Raw genomic sequence first — 26,839 nt, forward strand, 5'->3', positions numbered from 1 at the left:
GGTATTTCATTATATGCGAATTACAACCACCAGACCTATTGGGATCGTCCAAGTAATGACTATTACAGCATCATGATCTCGAAATATATGGATATTGGTTCGATTAAAAATGTCAGTGTGAACCTGTCGGCAAATCGCAGTGTGTACAACGGCGTCAATGATGACAGTGCCTATTTATCGCTGTCATTCCCTTGGGGAAATAGCGGCAGCGTAGGCTATTCATTAAATGCGAACCGCAATGATACTACCAACCGCGCCACTTATTATGACCGCATTGATGACCGAACCTCCTATCAGGTGAGTGCAGGTAGCAGCCGCTACGGAGCCTCAACCAGTGCATTTGTTAGCCATCAAGCAGACAGTGCACGAGTCAGTGCGAATGCCAGCTATCAACATGGTCAATACAGTGCATTTGGACTGTCTGCATCGGGTGGTTTTACCATGACACCAGAAGGCGGCGGATTCCATCGTGTTAATCAAATGGGGGGAACCCGTATGGTGGTAGACACGGATGGTGTAGCAGATGTACCAATTAAAGGATTTGGGGCGCCAGTTCGTTCGAACATGTTCGGTAAAGCGATTGTTGGTGATGTGAATAGTTATTACCGCAGTAAGGCGCAGATTGATTTGAACGCGTTGCCAGATGATGTAGATGCGCAGCAGTCAGTGGTACAAGCCACGATGACTGAAGGTGCCGTGGGCTTCCGTCGTTTCGAAGTGGTGTCGGGACAAAAAGCCATGACAGTGTTGAGTTTAACGGATGGTTCGTATCCTCCGTTTGGCGCGCAAGTGAAAAATGCCAAAGATCAAAATACGGGAATTGTCGGTGATGCAGGTAGTGCCTACATCAGCGGTATTAACCCAGGGGATGTAATGACGGTGACATGGGGAGAAAACAAGGCATGTAAAGTGACCTTCCCAGCACAGTTAGGCTCTCTTGAACAAGCGTTATTGCTTCCGTGTATTCCAGTAATAAGTGTGAGCTCGCAGGCACAACAGATTACTCAACGTTAAGCAATATTAACAAATTATTTTGAATATAAAGAGGTTGCTCGGATGCAGTGCCGAGCAACCACAACAGGTTACTAAATAGGTCACTAAATAGGTTACGACAGCATGAAAAAGATAACTCAACGCAGTATTGTTGCAGGGCTAACTAGCCTAATTCTGTACTCTTATGCTGCACAAGCTGCGGTTTCTATGGACCGTACACGTGTCGTTTTTGAAGGTGGACAAAAATCCATCTCGCTTAATATTTCAAATAATAACAAGCAACTGCCTTATTTAGCACAGGGTTGGATGGAAAACGCCGAAGGTGAAAAAATTAATTCACCCTTAGTTGTGCTGCCACCTGTTCAACGTTTAGAGCCGGGCAAATCAAGCCAAGTCAAAATTGAAGCACTACCGGCTGCCAATATGTTACCGAACGACCGTGAAAGTCTGTTCTACTTTAATTTGCGTGAAATTCCACCAAAAAGTGACAAGCCAAATACATTGCAGATTGCATTGCAAACGCGAGTGAAATTATTTTATCGCCCCAAAGCCATTATTCCTGAAAAGAATACGGCTCCAGCACAAGATAAATTAACGCTGGAAAAGCAGGGCGAAACCGTGATGTTAAAAAACCCGACGCCATACTATGTCACCATTATTAATGCAGGCGCGACAGCAAAAGCGGATGCCAAAGAATTCAATCCAATAATGGTTGCGCCGTTTGCGAGTGAAAACTTGGGAGTGAGTGCGAGCAAGTTGGGTAATTCACCAGTAATCACTTATATCAATGATTATGGCGGGCGCCCAGAGCTAAATTTCCGTTGTCAGGCATCGAGCTGTCAGGTTGTTCCTAAAACCAAATAATAAATTATCTTAAGCCTGTCGGCATGAATGGAAAGGAGAGAACCATGACTCAACAAAAACTAACCCAGCAGCTACGCAATAGCTTTTTAGTTTGCTTGCTTGCAGGGATGAGTAGCGCATCGGCATTCACACAAGATGACAATCGTGCTTTGTACCGTCCTAGCGATAACTGGAATGTTGATGGCCAACACGGTGTGTTGAATGTATCGGGTTCATTAACTGAAAGTCCATGCCGATTGGCAATGACCTCTAGTTACCAATCGGTGTTATTAGGCAATACAGAAACAGCAGAGTTAAGCCGCACAGGTGGAGAAGGACGTCCAATTCGGTTTCAAATTGAATTGTTGGATTGTTTAGAAGCATCCACGTCATTAGAAAATATTCGAACAGGGCAAACCGCTTGGAGCTCGACGCAGCCTGCGGTAAAAGTGCGCTTTTTAGCACCAACAGTGCCTTTCATGCCTAATTACGCAAAGGTTAATGGCGCCGCAGGAATTGGTTTGGCATTGAGTAATAGCCAAGGGCAACCACTACCACTCGGGGAAGAGAGTAACCCAGTATTGTTAGCATCAGGACAAGATAAGCTGACCTATTATGTGACTCCGGTAAGAACTTCTGGCCCATTGGAGCCGGGTGCTTATTCTGCACTCATCGCTTTTGAAATGATTTACGAGTAATAAGGGGCAGAAGATGAAGCCGTTAATCAAACCAATTATAGCGAAAAGCCCAACTCGGCGAATGGTTTCAACCCTGATTGCCAGTAGTTTATTACTGGTAAGTGGGCAAAGTTTTGCTGAGGTTTTTGCTATCCAAGTCAAAGTGACGGTAGTGGAAAAAACCTGTGATATTTATGGCCCAGCGCCAGGCGCACCGGTTTCTGTTGTATTCCCTGATTTGATTATTAATCAAATCGATGGGGGGGCATATGGAGAAACCCCAATTAATTACAATATTAATTGTGAAGATTCGGCGGATAACCCAGCGATTAAAATTCAGTTTACAGGAGTAGATGCCATGTCTGTTCCTAATAGTACCTTTAAAGTGGCCGGTAAACTAAAAACGACTGACAATAACTTAGCGATTAAAATCAATGCTAACGGTCAGCAGCTAAAACTTAATAATTGGTTTCCCTTTAGATATGCCAGTAAGCCTACATTAACGGCGGTTGCTGTACCGAGCGATGTCGGCGGGATACGCGGTGGTGAGTTTACCGCATCAGGCACTTTGAGTGTGGAGTATCAATAATGTCGATGACAAATAAATATAGAGGTTTGGCGCTAGGTCTTATCGGTAGCGCAGCATTATTGAGTTACAACCAATCAAAGGCGGTTGAGGTAAATTTTTCAGGCAACTTAATTGAAAACCCACCTTGTGATGTTGCTGGGCCTGATGGAGCTAATCAGCCAATTAAAGTGCAGTTTGGTGAAATTGGTATTACTAAAGTTGATGGTGTTAATTATCAACAAGATTTTACCTTAACTTTGAAGTGTGGCCCTGACTTGGGTAATGCAGTTGCCTTATATCTTCAGTATATGAGCCCATTTGTTGCCTCTTATGATGCAAAAGCACTGAGAACGAATATCAATGGATTAGGGATTCGTCTTTACCACAACGGTGTCGTCATCGGACCTAATACGGGGACAAAGATGACCATGTCGAGTAACGGAACAGCGACCTTGCCTTTATATGCTGTGCCTGTTCGTGACCCAGCCGCTATTTTGCGCGAAGGTGATTTTACGGCTACCGCGACAGTGCAAATGCTGTACCCCTAAGGAGATCATAATGAAAAAGCATTATTTAATGAGCGGCTTTATTTTAGCCTTAGTGGTCGTATTACCTTCTGTTAGCTGGGCTGATAGCAGTAATACAATTCAATATAGCGGTAAATTAATCGCATTGCCTTGCACGGTAAACCCAGGCTCTGAAAGTGGATATGTGTATTTTGGTGAGAATATTAACTCTAAAGACCTCTATACAGGGCAACGTGGTGCCTATAGTGACCAAGAGTTTGAATTCTATTTAGATGATTGCGATACCTCTTTGGGCAATACCATCTCCGCTAAGTTTAGCGGTAATGCTACGGCAGATGGTTTATTGAAATTTAATCCGGATAGTGAAGCTTCGGGTGTCGTGATTGGTTTAGAAACCATGAGCGGGGCGGCATTACCCATTAATAATGCACAAGTTGAGCCGGTATATCCGATTAAAGATGGCGATATGGTGATTAAGCTACGTGCTTATTTAAAAGCGGACCAAGATGCAATGGAAAATAAAACCATTAAACCAGGTTGGTTTAGCGCTACGCTGACATATACCTTAATGTATCAGTGAGTTATGGGTGAAGTATGGCGACATAGCTTATCAGTGGCTATGCATTGAGTCCATTAATAGGAGGTAGTTATTTATTTTCTATGGATGAGACGCTAAGTGAATGTCGAGGAATTTTTTATGAAAGGTGTATGGATGATTTCTTATTATTATCGCTCACGCGCTGGCCCTTAAAACGTGCAATTGCAGTATTACAACATTTTTTGGCGCGAGACGGCTTTATCTGTCATCCCTATAAGACTCAAATGGGTCGAATTGGGAAAGGGTTTGATTGGTTAGGGTAATGGTTTACGTCAACAGAAATAACACGTTCACCACGTTCATTAGCACGTGCGAAAGAACGACAAATTGAAAAAGAAAAACGCTTGCGGCTTTATGGGCAAATGTATAGTTAGACATTTTAATTGCTATACATGCTAGCGGATAATATTTGGTTTAGTAGAACAAAAGAAATACTGGCCAATTACACAAATTAACAAATGGTGGTGACCCGTGCGTATTCCTATACTTTTATCTACTCTACTGACCTGTTTTCCGGGATTCTGTTCGCCTTCAATCAATTTTGATGGGGCTTTAGTGGGCTCGATATACGGCGAAATAACACGAACTTGTAAGCCGTCGATCTCCAGTGGCACCACCTGTGTTTCCCCAGGTGACGCGCTTGCTGATGGCATTCAAGCTCGTTTGGTCGTGTGGCCTGTGGTACAAAACGACCTACATTTCGAACCTGTGGGATTATCGCTAACAGGCTTGGACGAAACCGATGAATACAAAGTCGATTGGCGAATGGAAGCTGCTTGGGAAACCGGCTCATTCTGGACCGGAATAGCTGAGCCGGGTAATAACCCAATTATTGCTGGTCATGGAAATACTTGTTCTGATCCGTCTAATGTTTTAGGTCCCTTGGGGATGCTAAAGCAAAACAAGCGCATTTCGGAAAACATAACAACCGGCTGGGTTTATTGTTGGTATGAGAGGATGCCCAACCGCAATCCTCAATTTGTGGCTTTTCCTTATACTGAAATATATGAAGACTACGGACAGCTCGGGGATTTGCTGTATTCTAATCCCATAAAAATGCAGCCTATAGGAAGTAAGATACATGAAGGACCCGGGCAATCTCTCCCGAGGATATGTTATCGGCTATATGTGCGCGGTGACCTGAGTAGTAAACAATCAAACACCGTGGTCGCCAGATCAGATACGAAAAAATTTGTAGTCTGCGGCGACATAGACGGTATCATCCCAATTCCGGTTAATTGTGAAGTTGGGGGGTTCACTCCCATAGACCTTGGTGTAGTAGGTATAGATGAGCTCATTACTACTGGGGTGCAAGGCTCCTCGACGGGTTTACTACAATGTGACCAAACGACGTCTTTCACTGTATCGGTTTTACAGAGTTCATTCGATAATGCTCAGTCACTTGAATTGACAAGTGGTTTGAGCATTAACTCTTCACTCGATAAAACTGAAATAACAGGGACAGTGCTAGCAGGGGTTCCATCCTCGGTGAGTTTGAATGTGTCGGCTCTAGGGGCCTCGACATCAGGGGTGAAAAATGGAAACGTTGTGTTAAGCATCATATTTTATTAATAAAATTGTTTCCTTTGTTATATCGATAAGTGCGTTATCGATTGATGGCCCACTTATCTCTTTGAGCCTCACCGCAAATACTTTAATTTATATTTTAGTAGATTGGCTGATATTATCTGACTGAGCTGTAATAGTTATATACCGTTCAGAGTAGCGATTTTTTGAATAAATTAATGAGTGAAAATATAAATCTCTCTATTACATATTCAACTTCCTTTTTACTCATAAGTGGAGCAATGAGCACCTGAGTTAGCTGAAATCAGTATGATGGATATGATCACCACAAACCTAACCATCAAAACACAGATTATTTTTATTATTAATACCGCCATCTTCGGAGGTATAACCCAAACAGCCTAAGAGACTGTCGAAAATTTCGTGATGAAAGAATGTGCGAGATTGGCTATTGAGTTTTAGGTTGTTATACAAGCTTTGATTGTTTGCAATATAGGTATCCGACATCCAAACAATCAGTGGCACTCTAAATTGTTCAATAGGGGCAATATTACGCGGCGTACCGTGTAGCCCTTTATTTTCATCGATAGATTCCCCATGATCAGACGTATAAAAAACAATGGCATTTTTATCTTTTAATCTAGCAATAAGATCAGCGATTACCGCGTCCGTATAGAGAATTGAATTATCATATGAATTAATTAACTGCTCTTTTGAACATGTGGCAGCGTTGTCGATACATTCAGGCAGGAATTTCTTAAATTCAGCAGGGTAACGTTTCGAATAAAGATAATGCGAACCTTTGGTATGGAGGATGATCAAATTCATACCACTTATTTTATCTTGAATGACATTATTAACCTCATCCAATAATAATTCATCATGAATTTCCTGACCACGTGAGCTATTTTTTGATGTGATCATTTCACGAATAAGATAGTTATCCACATCAAGTTTATTATAAAACCATATTTCACTTTGCATCGAAAATAAATTGGATGAAAACCCGAGTTGCTTCATGACAGAAAAAACATTATTTTCGGTGACAGTACGTTGTTCGTTATCTTTTACGCCACCTTCACGTACAAACATACATCTTAGTGATAATTTGGTTGAGGTATCACATGAGGTTCCTTTGAATGCCACTACATTTTTTTCACTCGCGAGCTTTGGGGTAGTTTCTCTTTGATAGCCTAATAATTGCATATGATCCCAACGCGCGGTTTCACCGATCACAAATACCACATAAACATCTTTATTTTTTTCGTTTGCGGTATAAGTGAATTTTTCAAAAGGGTCTAATAGATTAGTTTCATTGAAATTGTCATCATATTTGACGATGCCATATTGAACTAATGGGATCATCCAATTTGTCGGCAAATAAGAGTAACCAATACCACCGCCATAGCTTGATATATCAATGTTCTTTTCACGCTCACTTTCTTTTTGATAAGAATCGACGAGCTTGATATAGCTAAAAATAAGTAGCGGAATAAGGATAAAGGTAAATAACGTTAATAATCGGCTTCGTTTTTTGTTCAGTACTGTTTTTTGGGCAAACCAAATGAGTATGATGGGCGGAATAGAGAGTAAAATAGTCCAAATGAAGAAATTATTGTCAACGACTTCCTGAGACAAATCAATATCCGTTGTGAGGGTTGAGATTAAAATGCCATAACCAATCACAACATCATAAAATGTAATGTAATAACTGATAGCAATACTGATTAATATAATTAATGTGGATAAGAGCTTAAAGCTAAATATTCCAAGTAGTGCAATCAGCCTAAACAGAAAAAATGAAAACAAGATATTGACGATAATTTCAGCTATTAAGTATAGGTATCCATTGTTTTCATTGAGTAAAATCTGTGAATGAAATCTTGAAATATAAACAGAATAATTTAAGAAAAAACCAAGATAAATTGCAAGGATTATAGAAACCGCAATATCACTCCTCACTACTTTTAATAACAGACCCTTATGCATTTAAACTCATCACTTATTCACTTTAATCACAAAAGAAAATTAGAGTGCGACTTTAGGGTTAAGTTCAAGCTAATTCACTGAGCAATTAGGTGAGCTATTTCAATTCCCTTAATTATTACGTTGTTATTTTTTGAATATTAAGTGTAATTATTAAATAAATTCTTATCTAACAAATTTTCATATCACAAATGCCTATTTAATAAACAACAGGAACTTTAATGCTAATGGTATTCATTATCATATTGATAATTATTATCAAATAGGTATATTGTTCGCTTGAATTATAAAGTACTCGTTATATCTAGAACATATCTCAAATTAGCTTAATTAAGAATAATAAATTGGAAATTTAACCACGCTTAAATTGTGTGGTTATAACACTAAGAACTTAAATTTAATCTATTGGCAAATATTCAATTACACCAAATAAATGGTAATTGATTAATGAAAGGCATTACTTAAATGAGATTTAATACTAAACGAAATATAGTTGGTTTGGCTATTTTGTACACATCGGCTTCAGTATATGCAAATGAAAATACATCATCATCAGTAAAAGATAAAATTACAGTGACGGCAAGTAAAATAAAATCTGACAGTAAACATATTAATACTGGGGATATTAGTACAATAAGAGGAACAACTAACTCTGATGTATTTGCAAATGAATCATCATTACAAATAAATAACGCTCGAAATGAGGCTGGGGCACTCGATATAGGGATCAGAGGGCTACAAGGTAATGGGCGAGTACCGATTGTTATCGATGGTAGCTTACAATCAACCAATACATGGCGTGGTTACCAAGGAAGCTCAGACCGAACTTATATTGATATGGATTTAGTCGATACTATTGATATAGAAAAAGGGGCTTCCATGAGCAAATTCTCAGGGGGCGCAATTGGTGGTACGGTGAAATTAAAAACACTCTCTGCCAATAGTATTATTCCTCAAGGCGACCAGTTCGGTTTCTTATTTAAAGGTAATATATATAATAATAATGTAAGACCAACAATCAGTTCAGATAACCGCCTTCAAGGCAACTATAGGCCTTCACAAAATCTGCAAAGTACTCATTTTAATAATGGTTCTTATACTGCGGGAGCTGCATTTAGAAATGAAAAATTTGATTTTTTAATTGCCTATAGTGATAGAACTCAGGGTAATTTCTTTGCAGGTAAACACGGTTATTCAAAATATAAAAATACCAATGCCCCTATATTACCAGGGCAAGAGGTCGTTAATACCAGTTATGAAAGTAAATCGACTTTATTAAAAACAAATATCTATTTTAATCCAGACGCTAGTTTGGAACTGAATTATCGTCGACATGAACAAAAAGCCGGAGAGGTTTTAGCTGCTTATTGGTATCAAAGTGATGGAAGAATGCCGCAATGGTCGCTTGGAAGCGCTGAAGTTGATACGGCGTCTATGAACTATTCATATAAGCCAGACTCAATTTTGGTGGATATGAATTTAGGTTTATGGTGGACGAAAGGAACATTCAATCAGCGAAATGGCTTAACTGAGGATGTGACCGCTCATTATGGCGACCAATACCAACACAGATATTCAGATGAAAGAATAGGATTTAATCTAGAGAATACCTCTCAGGTTGCTAACTATCCGATTGATATTACTTATGGTGTGGAATATATGGTTCAAAAGTCTAAACCACTAAGTAAGCGATATCAGCCAATTTGGACACCTAATGGGACTTTACAAGGTGAAGAGCTACCATCCGTCACGCGAGATGCAAAAGGAACAAATACGTCGGCATTTACGAATATCGAATATAGAAATGATTGGTTCACAACACTTGCCGGTTGGCGAATACATTCATTTGAAGTTGATGACCATATTGAAGGGAAAAGTCGCAGCTACGGACCTAAGAATGATTTAATGGGTGAAGTTCGTTTTCATATAACCAATGAGCTTGATGTCTATACAAAGTATTCAGATAGTTATCGAGAGCCAAGTTTATTTGAAAGTACCGTTTCAGGGCAAACATACTCTTATAGCCCGAATGTACCATTAAGACCTGAGCACGCTAAATCATTTGAGTTGGGTATTAATGTAGAGAAAAAAAATATTATTTTGGATGAAGATACTACGTCATTACGTGTTGCGTATTTCGACAATAATATAAAGGGTTATTTATCTCAGGGGGTGAATCCTAAATTAGATGATTGGTCCTCACCTTATGTGGTGACTAAAAATTATGATAGTTTCAAACTTTCTGGTTATGAAGTTGAGCTGAAATATGATTCTAATTACGCTTTTGGTTCATTAGATGCGACATTTTATAATAACTCTGAGTTGTGTTCGGCAGATGAAATGGAACTCGGAAGATTACCATCAGCGTGTAATTCAGTGGGTTTTTCTTGGGGATTATCGCCGTCTAGAATACCACCGAAAAAGATTGTTTCGGGAATTGTTGGTGTCAAAATGTTCGATCAAAAATTACAAACAGGCTTAAGAGTACGTTATAACTCAGGAAAAGATTATCCTCAAAAATGGCTAGCGGGTACGGCAGCAGCACCAGTAGAAAAAGTTTACTCATCAACAACTATGGATGTTTTTGGTAAATACTATCTTCAAAAAAATATTAATTTAAATTTCAATATTGATAATTTGACTAATCGGTATGCTTTTGACCCTGGTACGGTAATTTATATGCCAATTCCAGGCAGAACGTTTAGATTTGGTATAGAAGCTAATTTTTAATTATTTTTGATAAAATCACCTTAAGTATTTAAATGCTTAAGGTGGTTCAGTGACATATATTTTACTTTTATTAACAGTTTATCTTAGATTGATTTTCATTTTTGGATGAAAGTTTAGCTTATGGGTGGTATCTTTAATGCTAAATCAAATTAGCTAGTATAGTTAACTGTCAAATAAGCGATTGAATAAATAAGGGAATATATGAAAAGAATAGGGATGTTATTGGTTTCAACGCTTCTGCTGTCTGGTTGTAATCTTATTCGTTCAGAACGTGCTTTTGATTGTTCTATTGATCAATCGTTTAATGAGATATCTCGGGAGAGAAATGGCTTATTTACTTTCCCTACTGCTGCGACGACAGCAAGAGTTTATTTAATTGATAATACACTACATATCATGAAATTTGATGGTGGTGATTATACTGGCTATACGATGACGAAAAATGAACAGCAAAGGCAGGTTGAAAGTATTAAAGATTTTAAGGTAATGATTAGTAAAGGCGATCTTTATTATGATGATGGGCGTGCCATTGAGGTATTTTCACCTGAGCAAAATACAGTAGGTTTTTATTATGTTGATCCGGCAACGGGAAAAGCAGACTCAATACAGTATTTAACTGAATGTCAAAGACGTGAAACCGAATTAGAACTGCATAGTCATAAAGATCATAATCACGATGACGATGACCACAATCCTTAAGTTTAAATGACAAGAGATTAACTGATATTATCGGTTGATATTGCAAATAGTAATTTGACGCCTAAGAGAAAAGCCACTTTACATACAAGTAAAGTGGCTTAAAAAGGTAATAGAATTAATGACCAGAAGTTTTTGCTTCGCGACAAGCTTCGAATAAGAACCAAACACGGCGCTCGGTTTCATCAATCCAGTTTTCAATTAAGCTAGTAGTTGAATAATCACCATACTGTGAACAGACCTCATGGGCTTCTCTAAATTCAGCAGCAAGCAGTTTATTATCTTCACATAGCTCAGCTAACATATCCAAAGGTTCAACATATTCAGCGTTGTTATCGCTTATTCTTTGCATTTTAGATATCTGGCTTATGGAGTGTAGCGTCACGCCACCAATTTTACGTACACGTTCAGCAATAGGATCTGTCATTGCGTACAATTGTTCTCCCTGCTCATCCAATAGGAGATGATAATCACGGAAATGCGGTCCACTCATGTGCCAATGGAAATTTTTGGTTTTAAGATAAATAGCAAAAATATCAGCCAATATCGCATTCATAGCGGCACTAATATCTTTAGTCGCTTCAGGTGAGAGGTCAGTTGGTGTTTTGAGTGGGCGGATTTGCAATTCTTTAGCTTTGCTCATTATTCACTCCTAAATATGTTTGGATTAGTTTGTGATGCTCGTTTATCTATCTAATATTAAGTATAGCTAATATTAAGTATAGATAAGTTTTACACAATCACCGGACAAAATAGTATAGCTACCTACTTAGCCCTAACTGATATTTATTATGTACCTTTTAAATTAAATTTGAGAAGAAATTGTTTTTTTATTGATGTATATCAATTATTCAATTTAAAAATAAAATTGGAGGAATAGTGAATAATTTATCTGAATCCCACTATTTAGAGGGTTGAGCTATTGATGTTTGAAGGGAGCGCTTCATTGATTGTTTTGCCGTATATAAATGATTGCGTAGCTCGTTCATAGCTTGTAAGTCATTGTGACTGACGATGGCACTTAAAATTGTCATATGTTCTTCAATGGCTAAAGCGTTACGTTCACGTAGATCGCTATCGTCCCATTGATAATGAAAATGGAATATAATGGTAACCATATTTAATGATTGGTCAAAAAATGGATTTTCCGCAGCAGAGAGAAGCAAGGTGTGGAATTTACGGTCTAAATCAGAAAAAGCACGATAATTATCAACAATAGTTTCTCTTAATTCTCTATGTTGAAATAATAATTCTTTAGCTTGTACCCAACGTTTATCATTAGCGGGTAAATTCATAAAACGCGTGAGTGCATAGGTTTCGAGTAGTTCACGTAATTCAAATAATTTTTCTGCGTGATCCTGTTCAAAAGTTTTAAGGCTCCAGAGCCCACGACGCAAGTTTTCAATGAGATTATATTGAGAAAATTGCAGTAAAAATTCCCTGACAACGACAGGGCTAACGTTGGCTCGATGAGCAAGTTGCAATTCAGTAAAGTTATCTCCAGGCTTAAGTTCTTTTTGTTGGATTAACTTGTAAAAAAAGGATTCAAATTCATTGAGTTGTATATCAGGTAGATCAACAATGGTATCAAGTAGGTCTTCATCGTTAGGTTTTCTAATAATGACGTAATCATTGCCAATATTTTCTAATATTTTTTGCCGAGTGAGATAGGTTAATACATGGCGAACTGTCGTGCGACTTACATTATACATTTCTGCAAGTACTGATTGGGAAGGTAGCGGCGAACAAATATACTGATGACGAATTGCATCAATAAATTGATTAATGACTTTATGTCGTAAATTTTGCGTTCTTGCCATGACAATATTTAAAATTCCAGTTTGCGAGCGAGTAATTTTATATTTTCTTATCGCTAAATCATAAAGATCTATAGTAACAAAAGATATCTACACGCTATTTAAGTTACAGTTAAAGTCGCGTGTAGAATAGGTGATTATTTTAATGATTTGATTGATTCTCTCATGCCTTGTTGCAAAATAGCATCAAGGTGTAGGGCAACTTTATCAACCAGTTTGTCATTTTTACTTAAATTTTGTTCCCAATGATTTTCATCAGAAAGAATAATACGAACAAATTCTTTTGAATCAAGTGTATTACCAACACGTGGCCATAACTCAGTAAAACGTGTTAACCATATATCATCATCTTGTAAGGGATAAAACTCATCAAAACGCTGTCCTCGATAAAAGACCAGTAGTGCTGCAAGAGCAAAACTTAAACGTTCTGAAATATAACCTTTATTCATACTCGAAATAAGCTGAGGTAATATACGAGTTCGGAATTTTGTCATACTATTTAATGCAATAGAAAGGAGCTGGTGTTGAATATACGGATTTTGAAAACGACTTGTAACTGCTTCAGCAAAAGCGCGTAATTGGTTTTCAGGTAAATCTAAAACAGGAATAATATCTTCACTTAATAACTTCTCAATAAATTCCCTAACATCATCATCCTGCATGGCCTCGCCAACCGTATTTAACCCACATAGCCAAGCAATAGGTACCATTGTGGTATGAGCACCATTTAGAATGGCTACTTTTCGTTCTTTATAAGGTTTGATGTCATCAACTATTTGAATATTCATTGGGTATTTATCAAGGTGTAATTCTTGTTCTAACCATTCAGGACCTTGGATAACAAATAGATAAAAGTATTCGGCGGTATCTAAAAAAGCATCATGATAACCCAGCTCTTGTTCTAATTGTTGAGCCTCATCTTTTGGATAGCCGGTGACAATGCGGTCAACGAGTGTAGAACAAAAGGTATTTGCAGTGTTTATCCATTGAATAAATTCGGTGGGTAGCTGCCATTCTTGCGCATAACGTAAAATTAATGCTTTTAAGGCATCCCCATTATAATCAATTAACTCACAAGGTATGATAACCCAGCCTTTATCTGCTGCACCGTTAAAATGATTAAATCGCTCTAACAGAAGTCTGGTAAGTTTAGCTGGAAAACTGACTGGTGGTTTATCATTCACTTTATCACTTTCATAATAACTAATACCGGCTTCCGTCGTATTTGAAAAGACAAAACGGATATTTTTATCTTGAGCGAGAGCTAAGTATTCATCATAATTTTTATAAGGATTTATTTCATTATTGACGCAACGGATCAGCCTAGACTGACTTATTTTATCACCATTTTCATTTAAACCACGAATAATGGTAGTGTAAAGACCATCTTGGGTATTTAATGATGGTGGAAAATCCGTATTAATAGGGCGAATAATAGTAATACCTGCATCAAAGTTAGTTTTTTCATTTAAAATATCAATACTCCAACCTATAAAGGCACGTAAAAAATTGCCTTCACCAAATTGAATAATACGAGTTGGATAATTCTTCCCTAAAAAATCTTGACGATTTAATGTTTTCATTCTCATGCTCCAAATATTAAAAATGGATAACGCCTTTAATTAACTCTCTATTATTAATAACTTCTTGTTCGTATATTTCAGCTAGAGAGGTAAATTGATAGTGGTGCGTTAACATCATTTCGGCATTTAATTGGTTATTAGCCATTAAGCGACCTACTTTTTCAAAGTCTTCTGGCGTTGCATTACGGCTTCCCATCATTGTTGTTTCTTTTTTATGAAAATCAGGATCGGAAATTTGTAAATTACCTTTAAATAATCCTACAAACACAATGGTTCCGCCGTGTCGGATTAGGTTAACTGTATTATTCATGGCATGTTGATTACCCGTTGCATCAATAACTTTTAAAGGTAAAGCTCCTGCAAATAATTGTTTTAATTGCGCTTCAAAATTATCAGCAGAAGGGTCAACTGTTGGCAGTGATAAATATTTATCCACATGATTGCGTCTTGCTTCACTAGTGTCTGCTACAACAACCTGAGCACCGTCAGCATGAGCAATGGCGGCAACACCTAAACCAATAGGTCCTGCACCAACAACTAATATTGCTTCATCTGCTTGTACAGCAGCGCGGCGGACTGCATGCGCACTAATAGCAAAAGGTTCTATTAGTGCTGCGGCTTCTGGGGTAATTCCTTCAGCAGGTAATAAATTTGTAACCGGAACATTTAAGTAGTCTGCAAACCCGCCATCTTGGTGGACACCAATAACAGAAATATTTTCACAGCAGTTTGTGCGACCACTTAAACAAGAAGGACATTTTTGGCATGCGACGTAGGGAATAACGGCAACTTGTTGTCCAACATTAAACGCTGATTTGTTGGAGCCTAGCTGAACAATTTCGCCACAAATTTCATGCCCTAATACACGAGGGTAGCTAAAAAAAGGTTGATTCCCTCCCCAAGCGTGAATATCGGTTCCACATATTCCCACTGTTTTAATTTTAATTTTAGCTTCATTTGAATTAGGTTCTGAAATAGAACGTTTTTCCCAAATTAATTTTTTAGGTTCTTGGCAAACTAATGTATTTATTATTGACATAATGCTCTCCTTATTTTGTATTCCTGCTAATTTCAGCTAAAAAGGAGAAAATAATAATAATACCCATTTGATTTGTGATGTAATACGCACAAAACAGTATTAAATATGTTTTTAATTAATAAAAAGCAGGGAAATAATTTAATTTAATAATTAAGTACCGATAAAAAGCAGTAAATTACTATCAAGCGCACGAATTGATGAAATTATAAGTTATAAATATGTCTTCCCACATATTCTCAGGTTGAACAAAAATATGAAAATGACGTTTAGATCTAAAGTAAAGTAAAAAATAAATAACAATCAATTAATTAGGATTTTAGTTAACTAATCTGAATATAATTCTGGGAAGATAGGGAGTTAATGTGGATAAAACAGATAGCATTATCAATCATCAAAATAATTTAAGTGATGATAAGAAAACTAAAGATTTGAATATTACAATTCCAATACCTGAAAAAAGTAAACGTTTGAAGCGGATACAAATGACAGCAATGATCCTTTTATTCTTAGCTGCCATTATAAATTATCTTGATAGAAGTTCGCTCTCTGTCGCGAATTTAACTATTCGTGAAGAGTTAGGTTTAAGTGCAACTGAAATTGGCATATTGTTATCAGTTTTTTCATTAGCTTATGGTATTGCACAATTACCCTGTGGCCCACTACTAGATAGAAAAGGGCCGCGGTTAATGCTTGGTATTGGTATGTTTTTTTGGTCATTATTTCAAGCCCTGTCAGGGCTAGTGCATTCATTTACCCAATTTGTATTAGCTCGGATCGGAATGGGAATTGGGGAAGCTCCGATGAACCCATGTGGAGTAAAAGTAATTAATGACTGGTTCAATATTAAAGAGCGCGGTCGCCCAATGGGATATTTTAATGCAGCGTCAACTATTGCGATGGCAATAAGCCCACCATTACTAGCTGCAATGATGCTAGTTATTGGTTGGCGGGGTATGTTTATCACCATTGGTGTACTGGGAATGTTTCTCGCTATAGGCTGGTATATGTTATATCGCAATAGAGAGGAAGTTGTCTTAAATAGTGATGAACAAGACTATTTAAATGCGGGAAGTGTTAATGTTAAACGCGATCCATTAAGTTTTTCTGAATGGAGAGGCTTATTTCGTAACCGTACAATGTGGGGAATGATGTTGGGCTTTAGCGGTATCAATTATACGGCTTGGCTCTATTTAGCTTGGTTACCAGGCTATTTGCAGACTGCATATAATTTGGATTTAAAAAGCACAGGGATGATGGCTGCAATTCCATTTTTATTTGGCGCAGCAGGAATGTTACTAAATGGATATGCGACAGATTGGTTGGTAAAAAAAGGGATGGCTCCTTTAAAAAGTCGTAAAATAAGCATTGTTGTTGGTATGGTTTGTTCTGCAATATTTACTTTTATTGTGCCACAGGCTACGACATCAATGTCTGCAGTTTTACTGATTGGTATGGCGCTATTTTGTATTCACTTTGCGGGTACTTCTGCATGGGGGCTTATTCATGTTTCAGTAGCTTCAAGGATGACTGCTTCTGTTGGCAGTATTCAGAATTTTGCGAGTTTTATCTGTGCATCTTTTGCTCCGATAGTGACAGGGTTTATTTTAGATAAAACTAATTCATTCAATTTAGCGTTAATTATTTGTAGTTGTGTAACGTTGTTAGGCGCATTTGCTTATATTTTTTTAGTACGTCAACCTATTACAGATACCCGTAGCCATTAGGTATCAAATAAGGCCACATGACTATTTATTGTGGCCTTATTATGTATCAGATAAATGTTCAGTATTACAATGTAATAAATAAATTATGTTAGTTACTTTAATCAAACCCTATTAAAGGTCAGCGATAAATTAAGGTGAAACCTGCCGTTGTTTGTAACTTTCCTTCATGAATTTTAGGATCAATTTGGAAATAACGACCACTAAGCGCAAAATTATATACACCAGTAAGAGCTTGATTTCCAGCGATGACATCCCACTGAGTGCCATCATTAACATAATCTTGTGTGTCAGATCCTAATGGCTTGATATCATTATTAATTAATAATTGAACGCCAATACCTTTTGCTGCATTGGGACCAGTTAGATTATTTAGCAATACACCCTGACGACGCAAAGCTTGATCCGCTTCATTTCCTGAAATTCCTTCAAAAATAGAAGCACGAATATGACGAATTGAGTTTGTCCCTGAACAATTAACTAATATATCAATTTTTTGTTGGCCATTTTCACCATAAGCCGTACTGCCAGGACCTGTAAATTGCTGGCTACTGACTTTGCCTAAATTTAATATTTGTTCACTATTTGAGAATTGGTAGCGACATGATTCTTTAATATAGTTAATTGAAGCATTACTGGCATTTTTTAAAGGAATTGTCCATGTGCCACTAAGAACTAGATTACCCGAACTATCAAATAGTTGGACTGTTCTTGGATACAACGGAGTAACATTAACAGGGATAAATACTTTAGAAGCGTTATCATTGAGTAACTCATTAGTGCGAACTAAAGTTACCTTGATAGCCATTGCAAATTGAGCGGTAGATTGGCAATACATTTCAATATCATTAGCGCCTGTTGCACTGACTTTGCTGTAGCGGGAAACTACTGGATCTATATAAGTTCCTGAAATTGCACCACCAATATCTAATCGATAACCTATACCTGGTATATTTGATTGAAGAATGGCATAGCCATCCTTTTCTCCAAGAACAACACCTATACTATCGGCGGTAATAGCTGCTCGATAATATTGACCTTTATTACAGTTAAATCTAGGCTTTGCATATGACATATGAAAGTGAGTCACATACAATAATTCGATAGGCTTATTTTTAATATCTATAATAATGTCACCAAAATTATAGGTGCCAGATAATACCGTACCCAAAGTAGCTTTAATATTGGAGCCTCGCCATCTCGGTGGGACATGTCCTGAAGTATCATCAATTATGCTGTAGGTAAGCCCTGTTGTACTGACCATAAATGTACTAATTAGTAATATGATTTTGGCTATCAGTGGTATTTTCATTATTGCTCTTTTGTACAAGTCAAATTAAGGGTTGTGATTTTTTCATTATGAAGGTTCTTTGCAATGATATCCTCTAGATCAACCTTGCAAATATCTTGTTCGCCTGCATTAGTATGGATATAAATATGATGTAACTGTGCGTTTAAATTTAAAAATATTTTTCCGCCTTGTCCTACAAAAGTTAGCGATTGGTCTTGATCATCATAAACTGTAGCCCCTAATGGTAATGGGTTATTATTTTTATCGGTAATTCTTAAGACAATAGGCGCGCCAATTTTTGTTTTTAAATCAACGAATACTGCGCTACCCGAGCGTGGAATAACCATTTGTTTAGATTCTTCAATGGTGTATTGTTGGCTTAAGTCTTTAGTATCAATACCAACTAAATTTTTACGATAAGGAACTAAGTTCGGCTGTATGGCATATCCCCAACGATTTGTTGTTGTATCAGCACCTAATACATGGGCATTTTCTACTCCTTCAGCTTTGATAATAGCAAAGGAGTTACCTAGTGTGTTCGAAAATAAAACTCCGCCGGAGTGCCCGACGATTGCGCCATTTGTACTTAGATTAAGCGTTTTTGCATCTTGATATTGACTATAGTCTGTTGATAAATTAGCAAATGAAGATTTATAATTTACGCTGGCTGAACCATAATGACTTTGTTCGTTATCATATTTATCTTGTCCGACGTTTACGAAATAATCAACAGATTCTCCTATTGCACCATTCACACCGATACCAAGATTTTGAGTTTTATTCGCGGATAAATAGCTGCTAGTTAGGTTCATCGTATTCTCATTAGAGTAGAGTGGAATACTGACTGACATAGAAAATAAAGTATCATTATTAAATTGATTATTAATTTTCTGTAAAGAGGTAGTGAGTCCAATATCACGAATATTTGTATTATAAGATACAGTGTATTGTTTATTTTGACTGCTACCATTCCAATAGTCGGCAAGCGATCCGCTGAGGTTCAAATTACCTAACTGATAAGGAAGGCGTTGGCTCATTGATAAGGTATACTGTGTTTTTAATTTATATCTATTGTTTTGTTGTTGATTATTATAGTCGGAATCATTTTGGTTCATCTGCATTGCAGTATAGGCATTAGTATAGTTTTTCGAATCGTACTGAATTGAAGATAAATTAATATAGGTTTTAGTTTCAGCAAAAGATTTACTGTAGCTTAGTTTATAGGCATTACCTTCTAAATTTTTATTACTATTTTTTAGTTTAGCTTTTGAATGGAGCATTTCAGCATTGAAAGCACCCAGATTGGTATTAACAGTAACACCTAATGCATTAGATAAATAATCTTGGCTAGCAATTGTCCCTAGAGAAGTTGAAAGATAGTTATTCACACCGTAACGCATTGATGCATCAAAAATGGGGTCACCAAAGACACTATCTTTATAACGTAATTTACCGGCGCCTATATCAAAATCTATTTTACCTGGTCGTGTAAAAGATAAGCCACTTTGGATAGGGATTAACATTTTTTGAATTTCCCCATTAGATTCTATGATTTCAACAAGTAAGTCACCAGAGTAGTAAATGGGTAATAAATCATTAATTTCAAATGGTCCAGCAGGAACTACGGTACTATAAATTTCTGTATTTGAGTTCGGTAAGTAAACTTTAATTTGTGCTTGCGATTTTGCTATACCCTGAATAGAGGGCGCGAAGCCAGTTTCCCTATTTGATAACATACTATTATCATTACGCAAGCGAACGCCTCGTAATGAGCTCCCATTGGAAAAAATAGAACCTGAATAAAAATCACCAAAGGTAAGTTTACTTTTAATTAGGTCTACATCTCTTTCTAGGTAAGTATTTATAGCGGTGTACTGATCATCATAAATTTGACTGTCATGACGTAATCGCCATTTAAAAAGGTTAATACCTGAGTTTAAACTGAGTGAATTAGTTGTTTTGGAGTAGCCTTCTGCTCGGGTAGTATAGCGGTTGAAAGAATAATTACTAAAGATTACAGCATTACCTTCATTCCAATTAGCAGGATTATTTTCAGGAGCGATATTTTTTATCAAATCTCTTTGTGGAATAGTAATTGAAAGTTGTTGTTTGCTAAAGTTAAAATTAAAAGAAGATTCAGGAATCAATGCCGAAAGAAATACACAGGTGTCATTACCATTACTTTCGATTTTTTTATTATAACTTTCCATTAGTAAATCGATGATGCCAAGGGAATTTATAAGTTTTTCAGTTAAGCAAATTTGTAATATATCATCTGATTTTTCAAGCTTAACGAGTAATCTATCTACAAATTGCTCGTTTACATCAATATCTAAGCTATATAGGCCCGGAGTATCATCATTGTTACTGATGAAGTTGTCGAGAGAGGCGTCACTACTTACGGCATAGTTTTTAATAAATGCAGGGTTAAATTCCATATCATCATCATCAACTGCAGCATGGACGCTGATGATAGACATAGAAAATAATACCAGTAATAATAATGGCTGTGATATATAGCTTCTCATAGACTAAACCAAATAAGGTTAATTAATTATTTTTGTTAAATCTGAGCTTCCACCTGAGTCATTGATATAGCTGAATTTTATTTCTATAGGCTGATTAGGAAGCGAGGATAGTTTATTTATTTTTGTTTTTGTTGTTCCACCAAATGGTGCCATCATATTGAAGTCAGATTGAGTTTCATACTCGGTTTTATTAATAATAACCTTTGCTTTATTAAGGGTAATATAAAAGCCACTACTATTATTGGCTGTGAGGTAAATACCATCTGCTTGCTTGATTATTTTCCATTCTAGATTATCGATAGATGAATCATATTCACTGGCTATTTGTACTGGTCGATAGAATAACTTGAATTTTGATAGAACAGAAATCTGAAGACTATTTGCAATTTCTTTATTTTTAGGCGGAATATCTAAAACATTCAATGTAAAAATAGTTTCTCTATCCGTTGCTAATGGCTCTCCGGTATAAAGGATACGGACAGTTTGTGCATTATTTGGTTTAAGTTTAAATAAAGGCGGTAAAATAACAAAAGGTGCATCATCAATATCAGCTTTAGTCGTTTGCTTATCTGTTCTTTTCTCTGAAAATCCATTAGTAAGCCAAACTTGGCTTAATGCTACTTTATTGCCTGTATTTTCAATATTAACTGATATCTCTTTTTCATCTGAGGAGTATACAAATCGAGTGCCTGTAACCACAATACTTGAATAAGCGGGAATGGTTATTAAAGACAGGAGGATTAGGAGCGTTTTTTTGATCATAGTAAATTTAGATGCTCTTTAGTAAGGAATACAAATAGGAATAAGTTGATTAGAGCAAACTAATCAACTTATTTCCAATTAGTTTTTTAATAGAGAGTTATTTATAAATAATTTCGAAATCAACAGTTGTTTCTACTAAGCCTGGTTCGACTATTCCTGTAGAGTAATATTTAGCAAAGTAATTTAACTGTGCTTTATCATTACTGATTTTAGTATAGCTAGTATTTTGAGTTGTTGTATCGCCACCTAGCATAATTTTAGAGTCATCTTGATTATATAGTGCAATATTAATGTTTTTAGCTGTTGTTGCACCAACACCGTCTGTTTTTAGCGTATTTGTCTCTAAGTCAATATTTGGACCAACAAAGCTTAATCCAACATCTTTAATTGTATCGGATGAATCGCAATGAGTTAATCCAATGGAAAATGGTGTTGTACCTGTAGTGTCGCCCGGGTGTGTTAATGATACAGAACTTATTTTTGGTAACGTAACTGTTTTACTTTGATCTGCCGCTTCAACAACGCAGCTTTGTGTGACAACTTCACCTTTAAAAGTAATTTTACCATCTGCGGCTATAACACCTGTAGAAATTACGGTTAATACTAATGCAGTAATTAAATTAATGTTTTTCATGGAGTGCTCTCTTTAATCTAAATCAATATTTATAAATTTATAAAATCTGTTTCTTTAACTTGGATACACTTTAACATATTCACTTACACTGATTGAATTGATCTAGATCATTACTCTAACTCATAAAATAATATGCTGGTTATGTTGCATTAAATTGGAATTAAATTTTATTTATAGTGTTGTTTTTTTGGTGTATTGATCTATTTCCATTGCTTTTTGTGGGTATAAAGGGTGTTTTATCAATAGTTGTTTATATGATAATGAGACCAAGATCACACCATGAATTAATCTATTGATAAATATATATTAATTTATTATTAATATATTAATTAAGGCTTTTTTTCATATTATTTATAATGTTTTTAGGAACTATAATAAATAATTTTATGTACTCATAAGCTAGTGCTTTAGTTATTAAATGGTCATTTTAGTAAAAATAAAAGTATATTTAATAAAATTAAATTAGATTTTAAATTAATAAGAAAAAGACTAAACAAAAATTAATTTAATCTATTGCCTATTTTTTGTGTTTTACTTTGTGTTGTAACAGTATGAGTTTATTGAAAGAGCTAGAGAAAACCTGATTAACTTAAACTAGATGTGAAAGTTAAACAGGTATTGAATTATTGATATAAATTGAAATTTAGGTACTGCAAGCGTATCTATTACTTTGTAATCGTAATGCCTTCTAGTCCCCAATGATGTGTTATTTCTCTGATGATCAGTAAAAATGCACTAAATGACTTATCTAATGGCAAGGTTGTTGAGTTTGATGGGCCACCATTAATGACATTCACTAATTCATTAAATGCTCTTTCTATTTGTGAGGTCGATATCAATTGCTTTAGGTCAATAGTATCTATAGGTATTTGTTTTAATTCTTCATTGGTGCACGAAAGGCTAATTTTTCCGGTAGGAAATAGTTTTCTAGCAGGAATAATAGTGTTTTCAATATGCTCAATAGCCATTTCAGCTTCATAAGGCGTTATTGGCGAGTGTTGCAAACGATATCCATTTATATTTGTCAGTCCAATAGGCAGTGTTATGTCATCTGATTGATACGTTAGAACGCTGAGATCGTTTTTGATGGTGAGTTGAATATAGGTTGTCATACAGACTCCTGAGTACCAAGTGGGATGATTTTTATTATTTTATTAATTGTTCATAATGATTAATTTTTTGTTTTAAGCTGACTAAATGTTCACTAAGTACGGTTAGCTGTGCCTCTAGATTATCATTATGTTCAATGAGCAGTGTCATTCTCTGTTGTACCGTAGTGTTGCCTTCTTCTCTGAGCTGGGCATATTTTTTTATATTTTTTAATGGCATGCCAGTTTCTTTTAAACGAGCAATAAATTTAATCCACTCAACATCTCTATCTGAATAAAAACGGTGATTATTGTTTTGTCTCGCAGGCTTTAGTATCTGTTCCTTTTCATAATAGCGCAGCGTATAGGTGCTAAATCCCGTTAAATTTGCAAATTCACTAATTGAGTAATTCATCTATTTTCCTAAATGCCTTGACTTAGAGTTAGCTCTATCTTTTACCCTTTAGTCCATGTTGTCAAAGGAGGCGTTATGAAAAATAAGAAATATGTTGTTATTACAGGTGCAAGTTCGGGTATTGGGCGCTCAATGGCAAAAGCATTCGCGGGTAGAGGATTTAATGTTGTGGTTGTTGCTAGGCGAGTGAGTTTATTACAGCAACTAAAAGATGAAATTGTGGAGGTAAATTCAAAAATTGACGTTATTATAAAATCAGCTGATCTATCTGTACCTGAAAATGCCATTTTACTTTATAACTCACTGGCAGAAATTGATATTCAAGTTTGGATAAACAACGCAGGCATTGGTTATTATGGGGAGGTATCAGAACAACCTATTGATGAGCTTAATCACTTGTTAAATTTAAATATAAATTCTTTAACGATCCTCTCCTCATTATTCGTGAGAGATTACCATCATATTGATAATAGCCAATTAATTAATATTAGTTCGGCTGGTGGGTATACTATTGTGCCAACAGCTATTACTTATTGCGCATCCAAATTTTTTGTTAATGTATTTACCGAAGGATTAGCGAAGGAACTACTCGCTTCCGATGCTAAATTGAGTGCTAAGGTATTAGCACCCGCAGCGACAAAAACAGAGTTTGGCCAAGTTGCTAATCGAATTGAACATTATGATTATGATGCATCTTTTGGCACTTATCATACGAGTGATGAATTAGCTGAATTTGCATTAAAGTTATTTGATTCAGATAATATTGTGGGTTTTGTTGACCGAGAAAGTTTTAGTTTTGAGCAATGCGACGGAAAAATCCCTTACGCAAATAATAATAAATTTAATCAAAAGGTACCTTGATTTAAAAATGCCGCTAGAGCAATAAGTTTTAGCGGCATGAATAATGATTATAATCCATGCTTAAGGTTATTAATAAGCATATTTATAGCACTACGGTAACGAGTTAATTCAGGGTTATCTTCGATTGAATTAGGCGTGCTTATCGTTGGTTGTTTAGTGACTGAAAGAGATTCTCCATGGGTATAATCCACTAATATATGTGTCCATTGCAATGCTTCTGTAGAATGGAGTCCTCGTTGTTCTAATAAGAAAACTAGTTTCTCTGTTATTTTTTTAGCTTGTTCAGGAAATGCATTGGGGAGATTAAATATCGCCAGAGTGAGTGCAGGGTAACGTGTAACTTGTGTTCTATAGGCCAATAAAATAGCCTCAATTTGTTCACTATTCGTCCCTTTTAAAGTAGGAATAATATTAGCGTATAGAGAGTTTGCGATAGCTTTTATTAAGCCACTACGGTCTTGAAAATGATGATAAATCGTCATTGGATTGATATTCATTTCCTTCGCAAGCGCACGCATGGTTAAGTTATCAAAGCCATCACGGTCGATAATCAATAATGCATGAGTAATAATATCCTCTGGAGAAATTTGTGGTTCACTTGCTTTAGGTCTACCGCGGCTGCGTTGAGTCATATTGATATCTCAATTCTTGTTTTGTTATGTTTATTTTTAGTGTATTTATCGTTTTATAATATATTTTGATTGCACAAATCCTGATGGGAATGTTTTTGTTTTTTGATGTTGCAGAAATATATCATTAGGAATATCGCCAAATAATCGACGACCATTGCCAAGTAAAAGAGGAATTTGAGTAATGATCAGGTCAGTGATTAGGGCATCATAAATGAAAGATTGAACGACACGCCCTCCGTCGACATAAACACGCCGACATCCTTCGTTTTCGAGTAAAGCCATTGCTTCTTTTGGTGTTTTATTCACAAAACGCACTTTACCGATAAGATCAGTAGGAGTTGATTGGTCTGCCAGTGTTTTAGAAAGCACAAGCACAGGTATATCATAAACCCAAGGCTTAATAGCACTGAGTGTTTCAAACGTTCCTCGTCCCATAATGATGGCATCAATATTTTGCATAAATTGCACATAGCCATGATCTTCATTTTTGGTATCTATTTCATGTAACCAATCAATATTTCCATTCTCACGAGCAATAAAACCATCTACGCTTGTTGCTATAAATACATGTCCTGTGATCATTTTCAGCCTATAATATTAATAATTATACGGCGTATAATAAATGAAAGATGATGAATTTCAAGAGGTAAAATTTTTGTTCTTACTCGATTGGATTTAGGGGTTTTGAATACTAATGTATATTAAGATTAACGCGATGGAATATATTGTTTAGCTTAGATTGACAAAATTAATACAAATTATAGAATGTACGTTATTGGTCTTAAAGACTCGTAAGCGTTTACGTAAATCAACGCATATAACTTTGTTGTACTAACAGTTATGTGCTGTTGTGTACCGTTTAATTTGGAGTCTTTATGTCATTTCAAGACAAAAATTATGTTTTAGGTTTTCCTAAACTTCCAGCTAGAGCAATGATTTTCCTCGTACCTTTTTTCTTATCATTAGTAATGAGCGGCATTGTTTCGCTTATTAGTGTCATCAGAGCACTAGGCTTTACCTCTGAAATCTTATCACCTTGGGTAACTTCTTGGGGGCTATCGTGGATGATTGCTTTTCCTACTGTGTTATTTGTACTGCCAATAGCAAGGCGATTCTCTCTATTGTTAGTTAAATCAACATAAATTTTATGCCATCTATTTAACCATGGATGGCACTAGTTTTTGCATTAGCTTAATTATTTAATTTAATAATTAAGCTTTTACCTGTTGATGAATTAATTGATGACTCAAATAGTATTTAAATTTTTGTCTAGGGTAGTGTAATATGAATAAATAAAATATTTATAATCAATATATTAAAAGA

26 protein-coding genes are annotated in these 26,839 nt (G+C 36.1%); 13 read left to right on the forward strand and 13 right to left on the reverse strand.

Annotated features, from left to right (window positions below):
• From AAZR93_RS00005 to AAZR93_RS00040, 8 genes are all read left to right on the forward strand, one after another.
• Positions 1–1,014 (forward strand): fimbria/pilus outer membrane usher protein (locus AAZR93_RS00005; RefSeq protein WP_434718606.1); only part of this gene is annotated, 1,014 nt, incomplete at its 5' end.
• Positions 1,015–1,116: 102 nt separating this feature from the next.
• Positions 1,117–1,857 (forward strand): fimbria/pilus periplasmic chaperone, encoded by a 741-nt coding sequence (locus tag AAZR93_RS00010; protein WP_434718607.1) that lies wholly within the window; start codon positions 1,117–1,119, stop codon positions 1,855–1,857.
• Positions 1,858–1,901: 44 nt separating this feature from the next.
• A complete protein-coding gene (locus AAZR93_RS00015; protein WP_434718608.1) occupies positions 1,902–2,534 on the forward strand; it encodes a fimbrial protein in 633 nt (210 codons plus the stop codon).
• 13 nt (positions 2,535–2,547) lie between these two features.
• A complete protein-coding gene (locus AAZR93_RS00020; RefSeq protein ID WP_434718609.1) occupies positions 2,548–3,102 on the forward strand; it encodes a fimbrial protein in 555 nt (184 codons plus the stop codon).
• A complete protein-coding gene (locus AAZR93_RS00025; RefSeq protein ID WP_434718610.1) occupies positions 3,102–3,629 on the forward strand; it encodes a fimbrial protein in 528 nt (175 codons plus the stop codon). Before AAZR93_RS00020 ends, AAZR93_RS00025 begins: the two co-directional genes overlap by 1 nt.
• A gap of 10 nt (positions 3,630–3,639) precedes the next feature.
• Positions 3,640–4,188: a fimbrial protein gene (locus AAZR93_RS00030; protein WP_434718611.1), complete on the forward strand. Its 549-nt coding sequence runs from the start codon at positions 3,640–3,642 to the stop codon at positions 4,186–4,188.
• Between the two features lie 44 nt (positions 4,189–4,232).
• Positions 4,233–4,469 (forward strand): hypothetical protein, encoded by a 237-nt coding sequence (locus AAZR93_RS00035; RefSeq protein WP_434718612.1) that lies wholly within the window; start codon positions 4,233–4,235, stop codon positions 4,467–4,469.
• A 208-nt stretch (positions 4,470–4,677) separates the two neighbouring features.
• Positions 4,678–5,778, forward strand: a complete 1,101-nt coding sequence (locus tag AAZR93_RS00040; RefSeq protein ID WP_434718613.1) for a hypothetical protein — start codon at positions 4,678–4,680, stop codon at positions 5,776–5,778.
• A 288-nt stretch (positions 5,779–6,066) separates the two neighbouring features.
• Here AAZR93_RS00040 and eptB read toward each other — a convergent pair whose 3' ends face one another.
• On the reverse strand, positions 6,067–7,722 hold the full coding sequence (eptB, locus tag AAZR93_RS00045; RefSeq protein WP_434718614.1) for a kdo(2)-lipid A phosphoethanolamine 7''-transferase: 1,656 nt from the start codon (positions 7,720–7,722) through the stop codon (positions 6,067–6,069).
• A 462-nt stretch (positions 7,723–8,184) separates the two neighbouring features.
• On the opposite strand from eptB, the gene AAZR93_RS00050 reads away from it, so the two are divergent.
• Together AAZR93_RS00050 and AAZR93_RS00055 are read left to right on the forward strand one after the other, a co-directional pair.
• A complete protein-coding gene (locus AAZR93_RS00050) occupies positions 8,185–10,449 on the forward strand; it encodes a TonB-dependent receptor domain-containing protein (RefSeq protein WP_434718615.1) in 2,265 nt (754 codons plus the stop codon).
• 201 nt (positions 10,450–10,650) lie between these two features.
• Positions 10,651–11,148, forward strand: coding sequence for a hypothetical protein (locus tag AAZR93_RS00055; protein WP_434718616.1), 498 nt, complete (start codon positions 10,651–10,653; stop codon positions 11,146–11,148).
• A 115-nt stretch (positions 11,149–11,263) separates the two neighbouring features.
• Here AAZR93_RS00055 and AAZR93_RS00060 read toward each other — a convergent pair whose 3' ends face one another.
• From AAZR93_RS00060 to AAZR93_RS00075, 4 genes are all read right to left on the reverse strand, one after another.
• The gene (locus tag AAZR93_RS00060; protein WP_294107268.1) at positions 11,264–11,788 is read right to left on the reverse strand and encodes a Dps family protein; all 525 of its coding nucleotides are present in this window, start codon (positions 11,786–11,788) and stop codon (positions 11,264–11,266) included.
• Between the two features lie 259 nt (positions 11,789–12,047).
• Positions 12,048–12,965: a GntR family transcriptional regulator gene (locus tag AAZR93_RS00065; protein ID WP_294107267.1), complete on the reverse strand. Its 918-nt coding sequence runs from the start codon at positions 12,963–12,965 to the stop codon at positions 12,048–12,050.
• A gap of 134 nt (positions 12,966–13,099) precedes the next feature.
• Positions 13,100–14,545, reverse strand: coding sequence for a tagaturonate reductase (locus tag AAZR93_RS00070; protein ID WP_434718617.1), 1,446 nt, complete (start codon positions 14,543–14,545; stop codon positions 13,100–13,102).
• A 16-nt stretch (positions 14,546–14,561) separates the two neighbouring features.
• Positions 14,562–15,584 carry a zinc-binding alcohol dehydrogenase family protein gene (locus tag AAZR93_RS00075; RefSeq protein WP_434718618.1) on the reverse strand — a complete coding sequence of 341 codons (1,023 nt, stop codon included), beginning with the start codon at positions 15,582–15,584 and terminating at the stop codon, positions 14,562–14,564.
• Between the two features lie 428 nt (positions 15,585–16,012).
• Here AAZR93_RS00075 and AAZR93_RS00080 point away from each other — a divergent pair, with 428 nt between their 5' ends.
• A complete protein-coding gene (locus AAZR93_RS00080) occupies positions 16,013–17,308 on the forward strand; it encodes an MFS transporter (RefSeq protein ID WP_434719606.1) in 1,296 nt (431 codons plus the stop codon).
• Between the two features lie 118 nt (positions 17,309–17,426).
• Here AAZR93_RS00080 and AAZR93_RS00085 read toward each other — a convergent pair whose 3' ends face one another.
• The 6 genes from AAZR93_RS00085 to AAZR93_RS00110 all read right to left on the reverse strand — a co-directional run bounded on the left by AAZR93_RS00085 (position 17,427) and on the right by AAZR93_RS00110 (position 24,023).
• Positions 17,427–18,617, reverse strand: coding sequence for a fimbrial protein (locus tag AAZR93_RS00085; protein ID WP_434718619.1), 1,191 nt, complete (start codon positions 18,615–18,617; stop codon positions 17,427–17,429).
• Complete coding sequence (locus tag AAZR93_RS00090; protein ID WP_434718620.1) at positions 18,617–21,124, reverse strand: fimbria/pilus outer membrane usher protein; 2,508 nt, start codon at positions 21,122–21,124, stop codon at positions 18,617–18,619. The genes AAZR93_RS00085 and AAZR93_RS00090 overlap by 1 nt, the downstream gene beginning before the upstream one ends.
• A gap of 18 nt (positions 21,125–21,142) precedes the next feature.
• Positions 21,143–21,886 (reverse strand): fimbrial biogenesis chaperone, encoded by a 744-nt coding sequence (locus AAZR93_RS00095; RefSeq protein ID WP_434718621.1) that lies wholly within the window; start codon positions 21,884–21,886, stop codon positions 21,143–21,145.
• A gap of 97 nt (positions 21,887–21,983) precedes the next feature.
• Positions 21,984–22,520, reverse strand: a complete 537-nt coding sequence (locus AAZR93_RS00100; protein WP_294107261.1) for a fimbrial protein — start codon at positions 22,518–22,520, stop codon at positions 21,984–21,986.
• 665 nt (positions 22,521–23,185) lie between these two features.
• Positions 23,186–23,632 carry a hypothetical protein gene (locus AAZR93_RS00105; RefSeq protein WP_434718622.1) on the reverse strand — a complete coding sequence of 149 codons (447 nt, stop codon included), beginning with the start codon at positions 23,630–23,632 and terminating at the stop codon, positions 23,186–23,188.
• A 34-nt stretch (positions 23,633–23,666) separates the two neighbouring features.
• Positions 23,667–24,023, reverse strand: a complete 357-nt coding sequence (locus AAZR93_RS00110) for a MerR family transcriptional regulator (protein WP_434718623.1) — start codon at positions 24,021–24,023, stop codon at positions 23,667–23,669.
• 75 nt (positions 24,024–24,098) lie between these two features.
• Between AAZR93_RS00110 and AAZR93_RS00115 the strand changes: the two genes are divergently transcribed.
• Positions 24,099–24,884: an SDR family NAD(P)-dependent oxidoreductase gene (locus AAZR93_RS00115; protein ID WP_434718624.1), complete on the forward strand. Its 786-nt coding sequence runs from the start codon at positions 24,099–24,101 to the stop codon at positions 24,882–24,884.
• A gap of 47 nt (positions 24,885–24,931) precedes the next feature.
• Here AAZR93_RS00115 and AAZR93_RS00120 read toward each other — a convergent pair whose 3' ends face one another.
• Positions 24,932–25,516: a TetR/AcrR family transcriptional regulator gene (locus AAZR93_RS00120; protein ID WP_294107257.1), complete on the reverse strand. Its 585-nt coding sequence runs from the start codon at positions 25,514–25,516 to the stop codon at positions 24,932–24,934.
• Between the two features lie 45 nt (positions 25,517–25,561).
• Positions 25,562–26,098: a dihydrofolate reductase family protein gene (locus AAZR93_RS00125; protein ID WP_434718625.1), complete on the reverse strand. Its 537-nt coding sequence runs from the start codon at positions 26,096–26,098 to the stop codon at positions 25,562–25,564.
• Positions 26,099–26,391: 293 nt separating this feature from the next.
• Here AAZR93_RS00125 and AAZR93_RS00130 point away from each other — a divergent pair, with 293 nt between their 5' ends.
• Positions 26,392–26,658: a DUF2798 domain-containing protein gene (locus AAZR93_RS00130; RefSeq protein ID WP_434718626.1), complete on the forward strand. Its 267-nt coding sequence runs from the start codon at positions 26,392–26,394 to the stop codon at positions 26,656–26,658.
• Positions 26,659–26,839: the final 181 nt, after the last annotated feature.

Source organism: Providencia sp. Je.9.19 (genome assembly GCF_051129765.1).
Classification (GTDB): domain Bacteria; phylum Pseudomonadota; class Gammaproteobacteria; order Enterobacterales; family Enterobacteriaceae; genus Providencia.

What these genes read in the sequence shown, in the direction of transcription:
- AAZR93_RS00120 (WP_294107257.1), bottom strand. Translation starts at nt 25,516, where the DNA reads ATGACTCAACGCAGCCGCGGTAGACCTAAAGCAAGTGAACCACAAATT.
- AAZR93_RS00030 (WP_434718611.1), top strand. Translation starts at nt 3,640, where the DNA reads ATGAAAAAGCATTATTTAATGAGCGGCTTTATTTTAGCCTTAGTGGTC.
- AAZR93_RS00055 (WP_434718616.1), top strand. Translation starts at nt 10,651, where the DNA reads ATGAAAAGAATAGGGATGTTATTGGTTTCAACGCTTCTGCTGTCTGGT.
- AAZR93_RS00130 (WP_434718626.1), top strand. Translation starts at nt 26,392, where the DNA reads ATGTCATTTCAAGACAAAAATTATGTTTTAGGTTTTCCTAAACTTCCA.
- AAZR93_RS00070 (WP_434718617.1), bottom strand. Translation starts at nt 14,545, where the DNA reads ATGAAAACATTAAATCGTCAAGATTTTTTAGGGAAGAATTATCCAACT.
- AAZR93_RS00075 (WP_434718618.1), bottom strand. Translation starts at nt 15,584, where the DNA reads ATGTCAATAATAAATACATTAGTTTGCCAAGAACCTAAAAAATTAATT.
- AAZR93_RS00115 (WP_434718624.1), top strand. Translation starts at nt 24,099, where the DNA reads ATGAAAAATAAGAAATATGTTGTTATTACAGGTGCAAGTTCGGGTATT.
- AAZR93_RS00010 (WP_434718607.1), top strand. Translation starts at nt 1,117, where the DNA reads ATGAAAAAGATAACTCAACGCAGTATTGTTGCAGGGCTAACTAGCCTA.
- AAZR93_RS00090 (WP_434718620.1), bottom strand. Translation starts at nt 21,124, where the DNA reads ATGAGAAGCTATATATCACAGCCATTATTATTACTGGTATTATTTTCT.
- AAZR93_RS00085 (WP_434718619.1), bottom strand. Translation starts at nt 18,617, where the DNA reads ATGAAAATACCACTGATAGCCAAAATCATATTACTAATTAGTACATTT.
- AAZR93_RS00020 (WP_434718609.1), top strand. Translation starts at nt 2,548, where the DNA reads ATGAAGCCGTTAATCAAACCAATTATAGCGAAAAGCCCAACTCGGCGA.
- AAZR93_RS00095 (WP_434718621.1), bottom strand. Translation starts at nt 21,886, where the DNA reads ATGATCAAAAAAACGCTCCTAATCCTCCTGTCTTTAATAACCATTCCC.
- eptB (WP_434718614.1), bottom strand. Translation starts at nt 7,722, where the DNA reads ATGCATAAGGGTCTGTTATTAAAAGTAGTGAGGAGTGATATTGCGGTT.
- AAZR93_RS00050 (WP_434718615.1), top strand. Translation starts at nt 8,185, where the DNA reads ATGAGATTTAATACTAAACGAAATATAGTTGGTTTGGCTATTTTGTAC.
- AAZR93_RS00015 (WP_434718608.1), top strand. Translation starts at nt 1,902, where the DNA reads ATGACTCAACAAAAACTAACCCAGCAGCTACGCAATAGCTTTTTAGTT.
- AAZR93_RS00110 (WP_434718623.1), bottom strand. Translation starts at nt 24,023, where the DNA reads ATGAATTACTCAATTAGTGAATTTGCAAATTTAACGGGATTTAGCACC.
- AAZR93_RS00105 (WP_434718622.1), bottom strand. Translation starts at nt 23,632, where the DNA reads ATGACAACCTATATTCAACTCACCATCAAAAACGATCTCAGCGTTCTA.
- AAZR93_RS00060 (WP_294107268.1), bottom strand. Translation starts at nt 11,788, where the DNA reads ATGAGCAAAGCTAAAGAATTGCAAATCCGCCCACTCAAAACACCAACT.
- AAZR93_RS00025 (WP_434718610.1), top strand. Translation starts at nt 3,102, where the DNA reads ATGTCGATGACAAATAAATATAGAGGTTTGGCGCTAGGTCTTATCGGT.
- AAZR93_RS00065 (WP_294107267.1), bottom strand. Translation starts at nt 12,965, where the DNA reads ATGGCAAGAACGCAAAATTTACGACATAAAGTCATTAATCAATTTATT.
- AAZR93_RS00100 (WP_294107261.1), bottom strand. Translation starts at nt 22,520, where the DNA reads ATGAAAAACATTAATTTAATTACTGCATTAGTATTAACCGTAATTTCT.
- AAZR93_RS00125 (WP_434718625.1), bottom strand. Translation starts at nt 26,098, where the DNA reads ATGATCACAGGACATGTATTTATAGCAACAAGCGTAGATGGTTTTATT.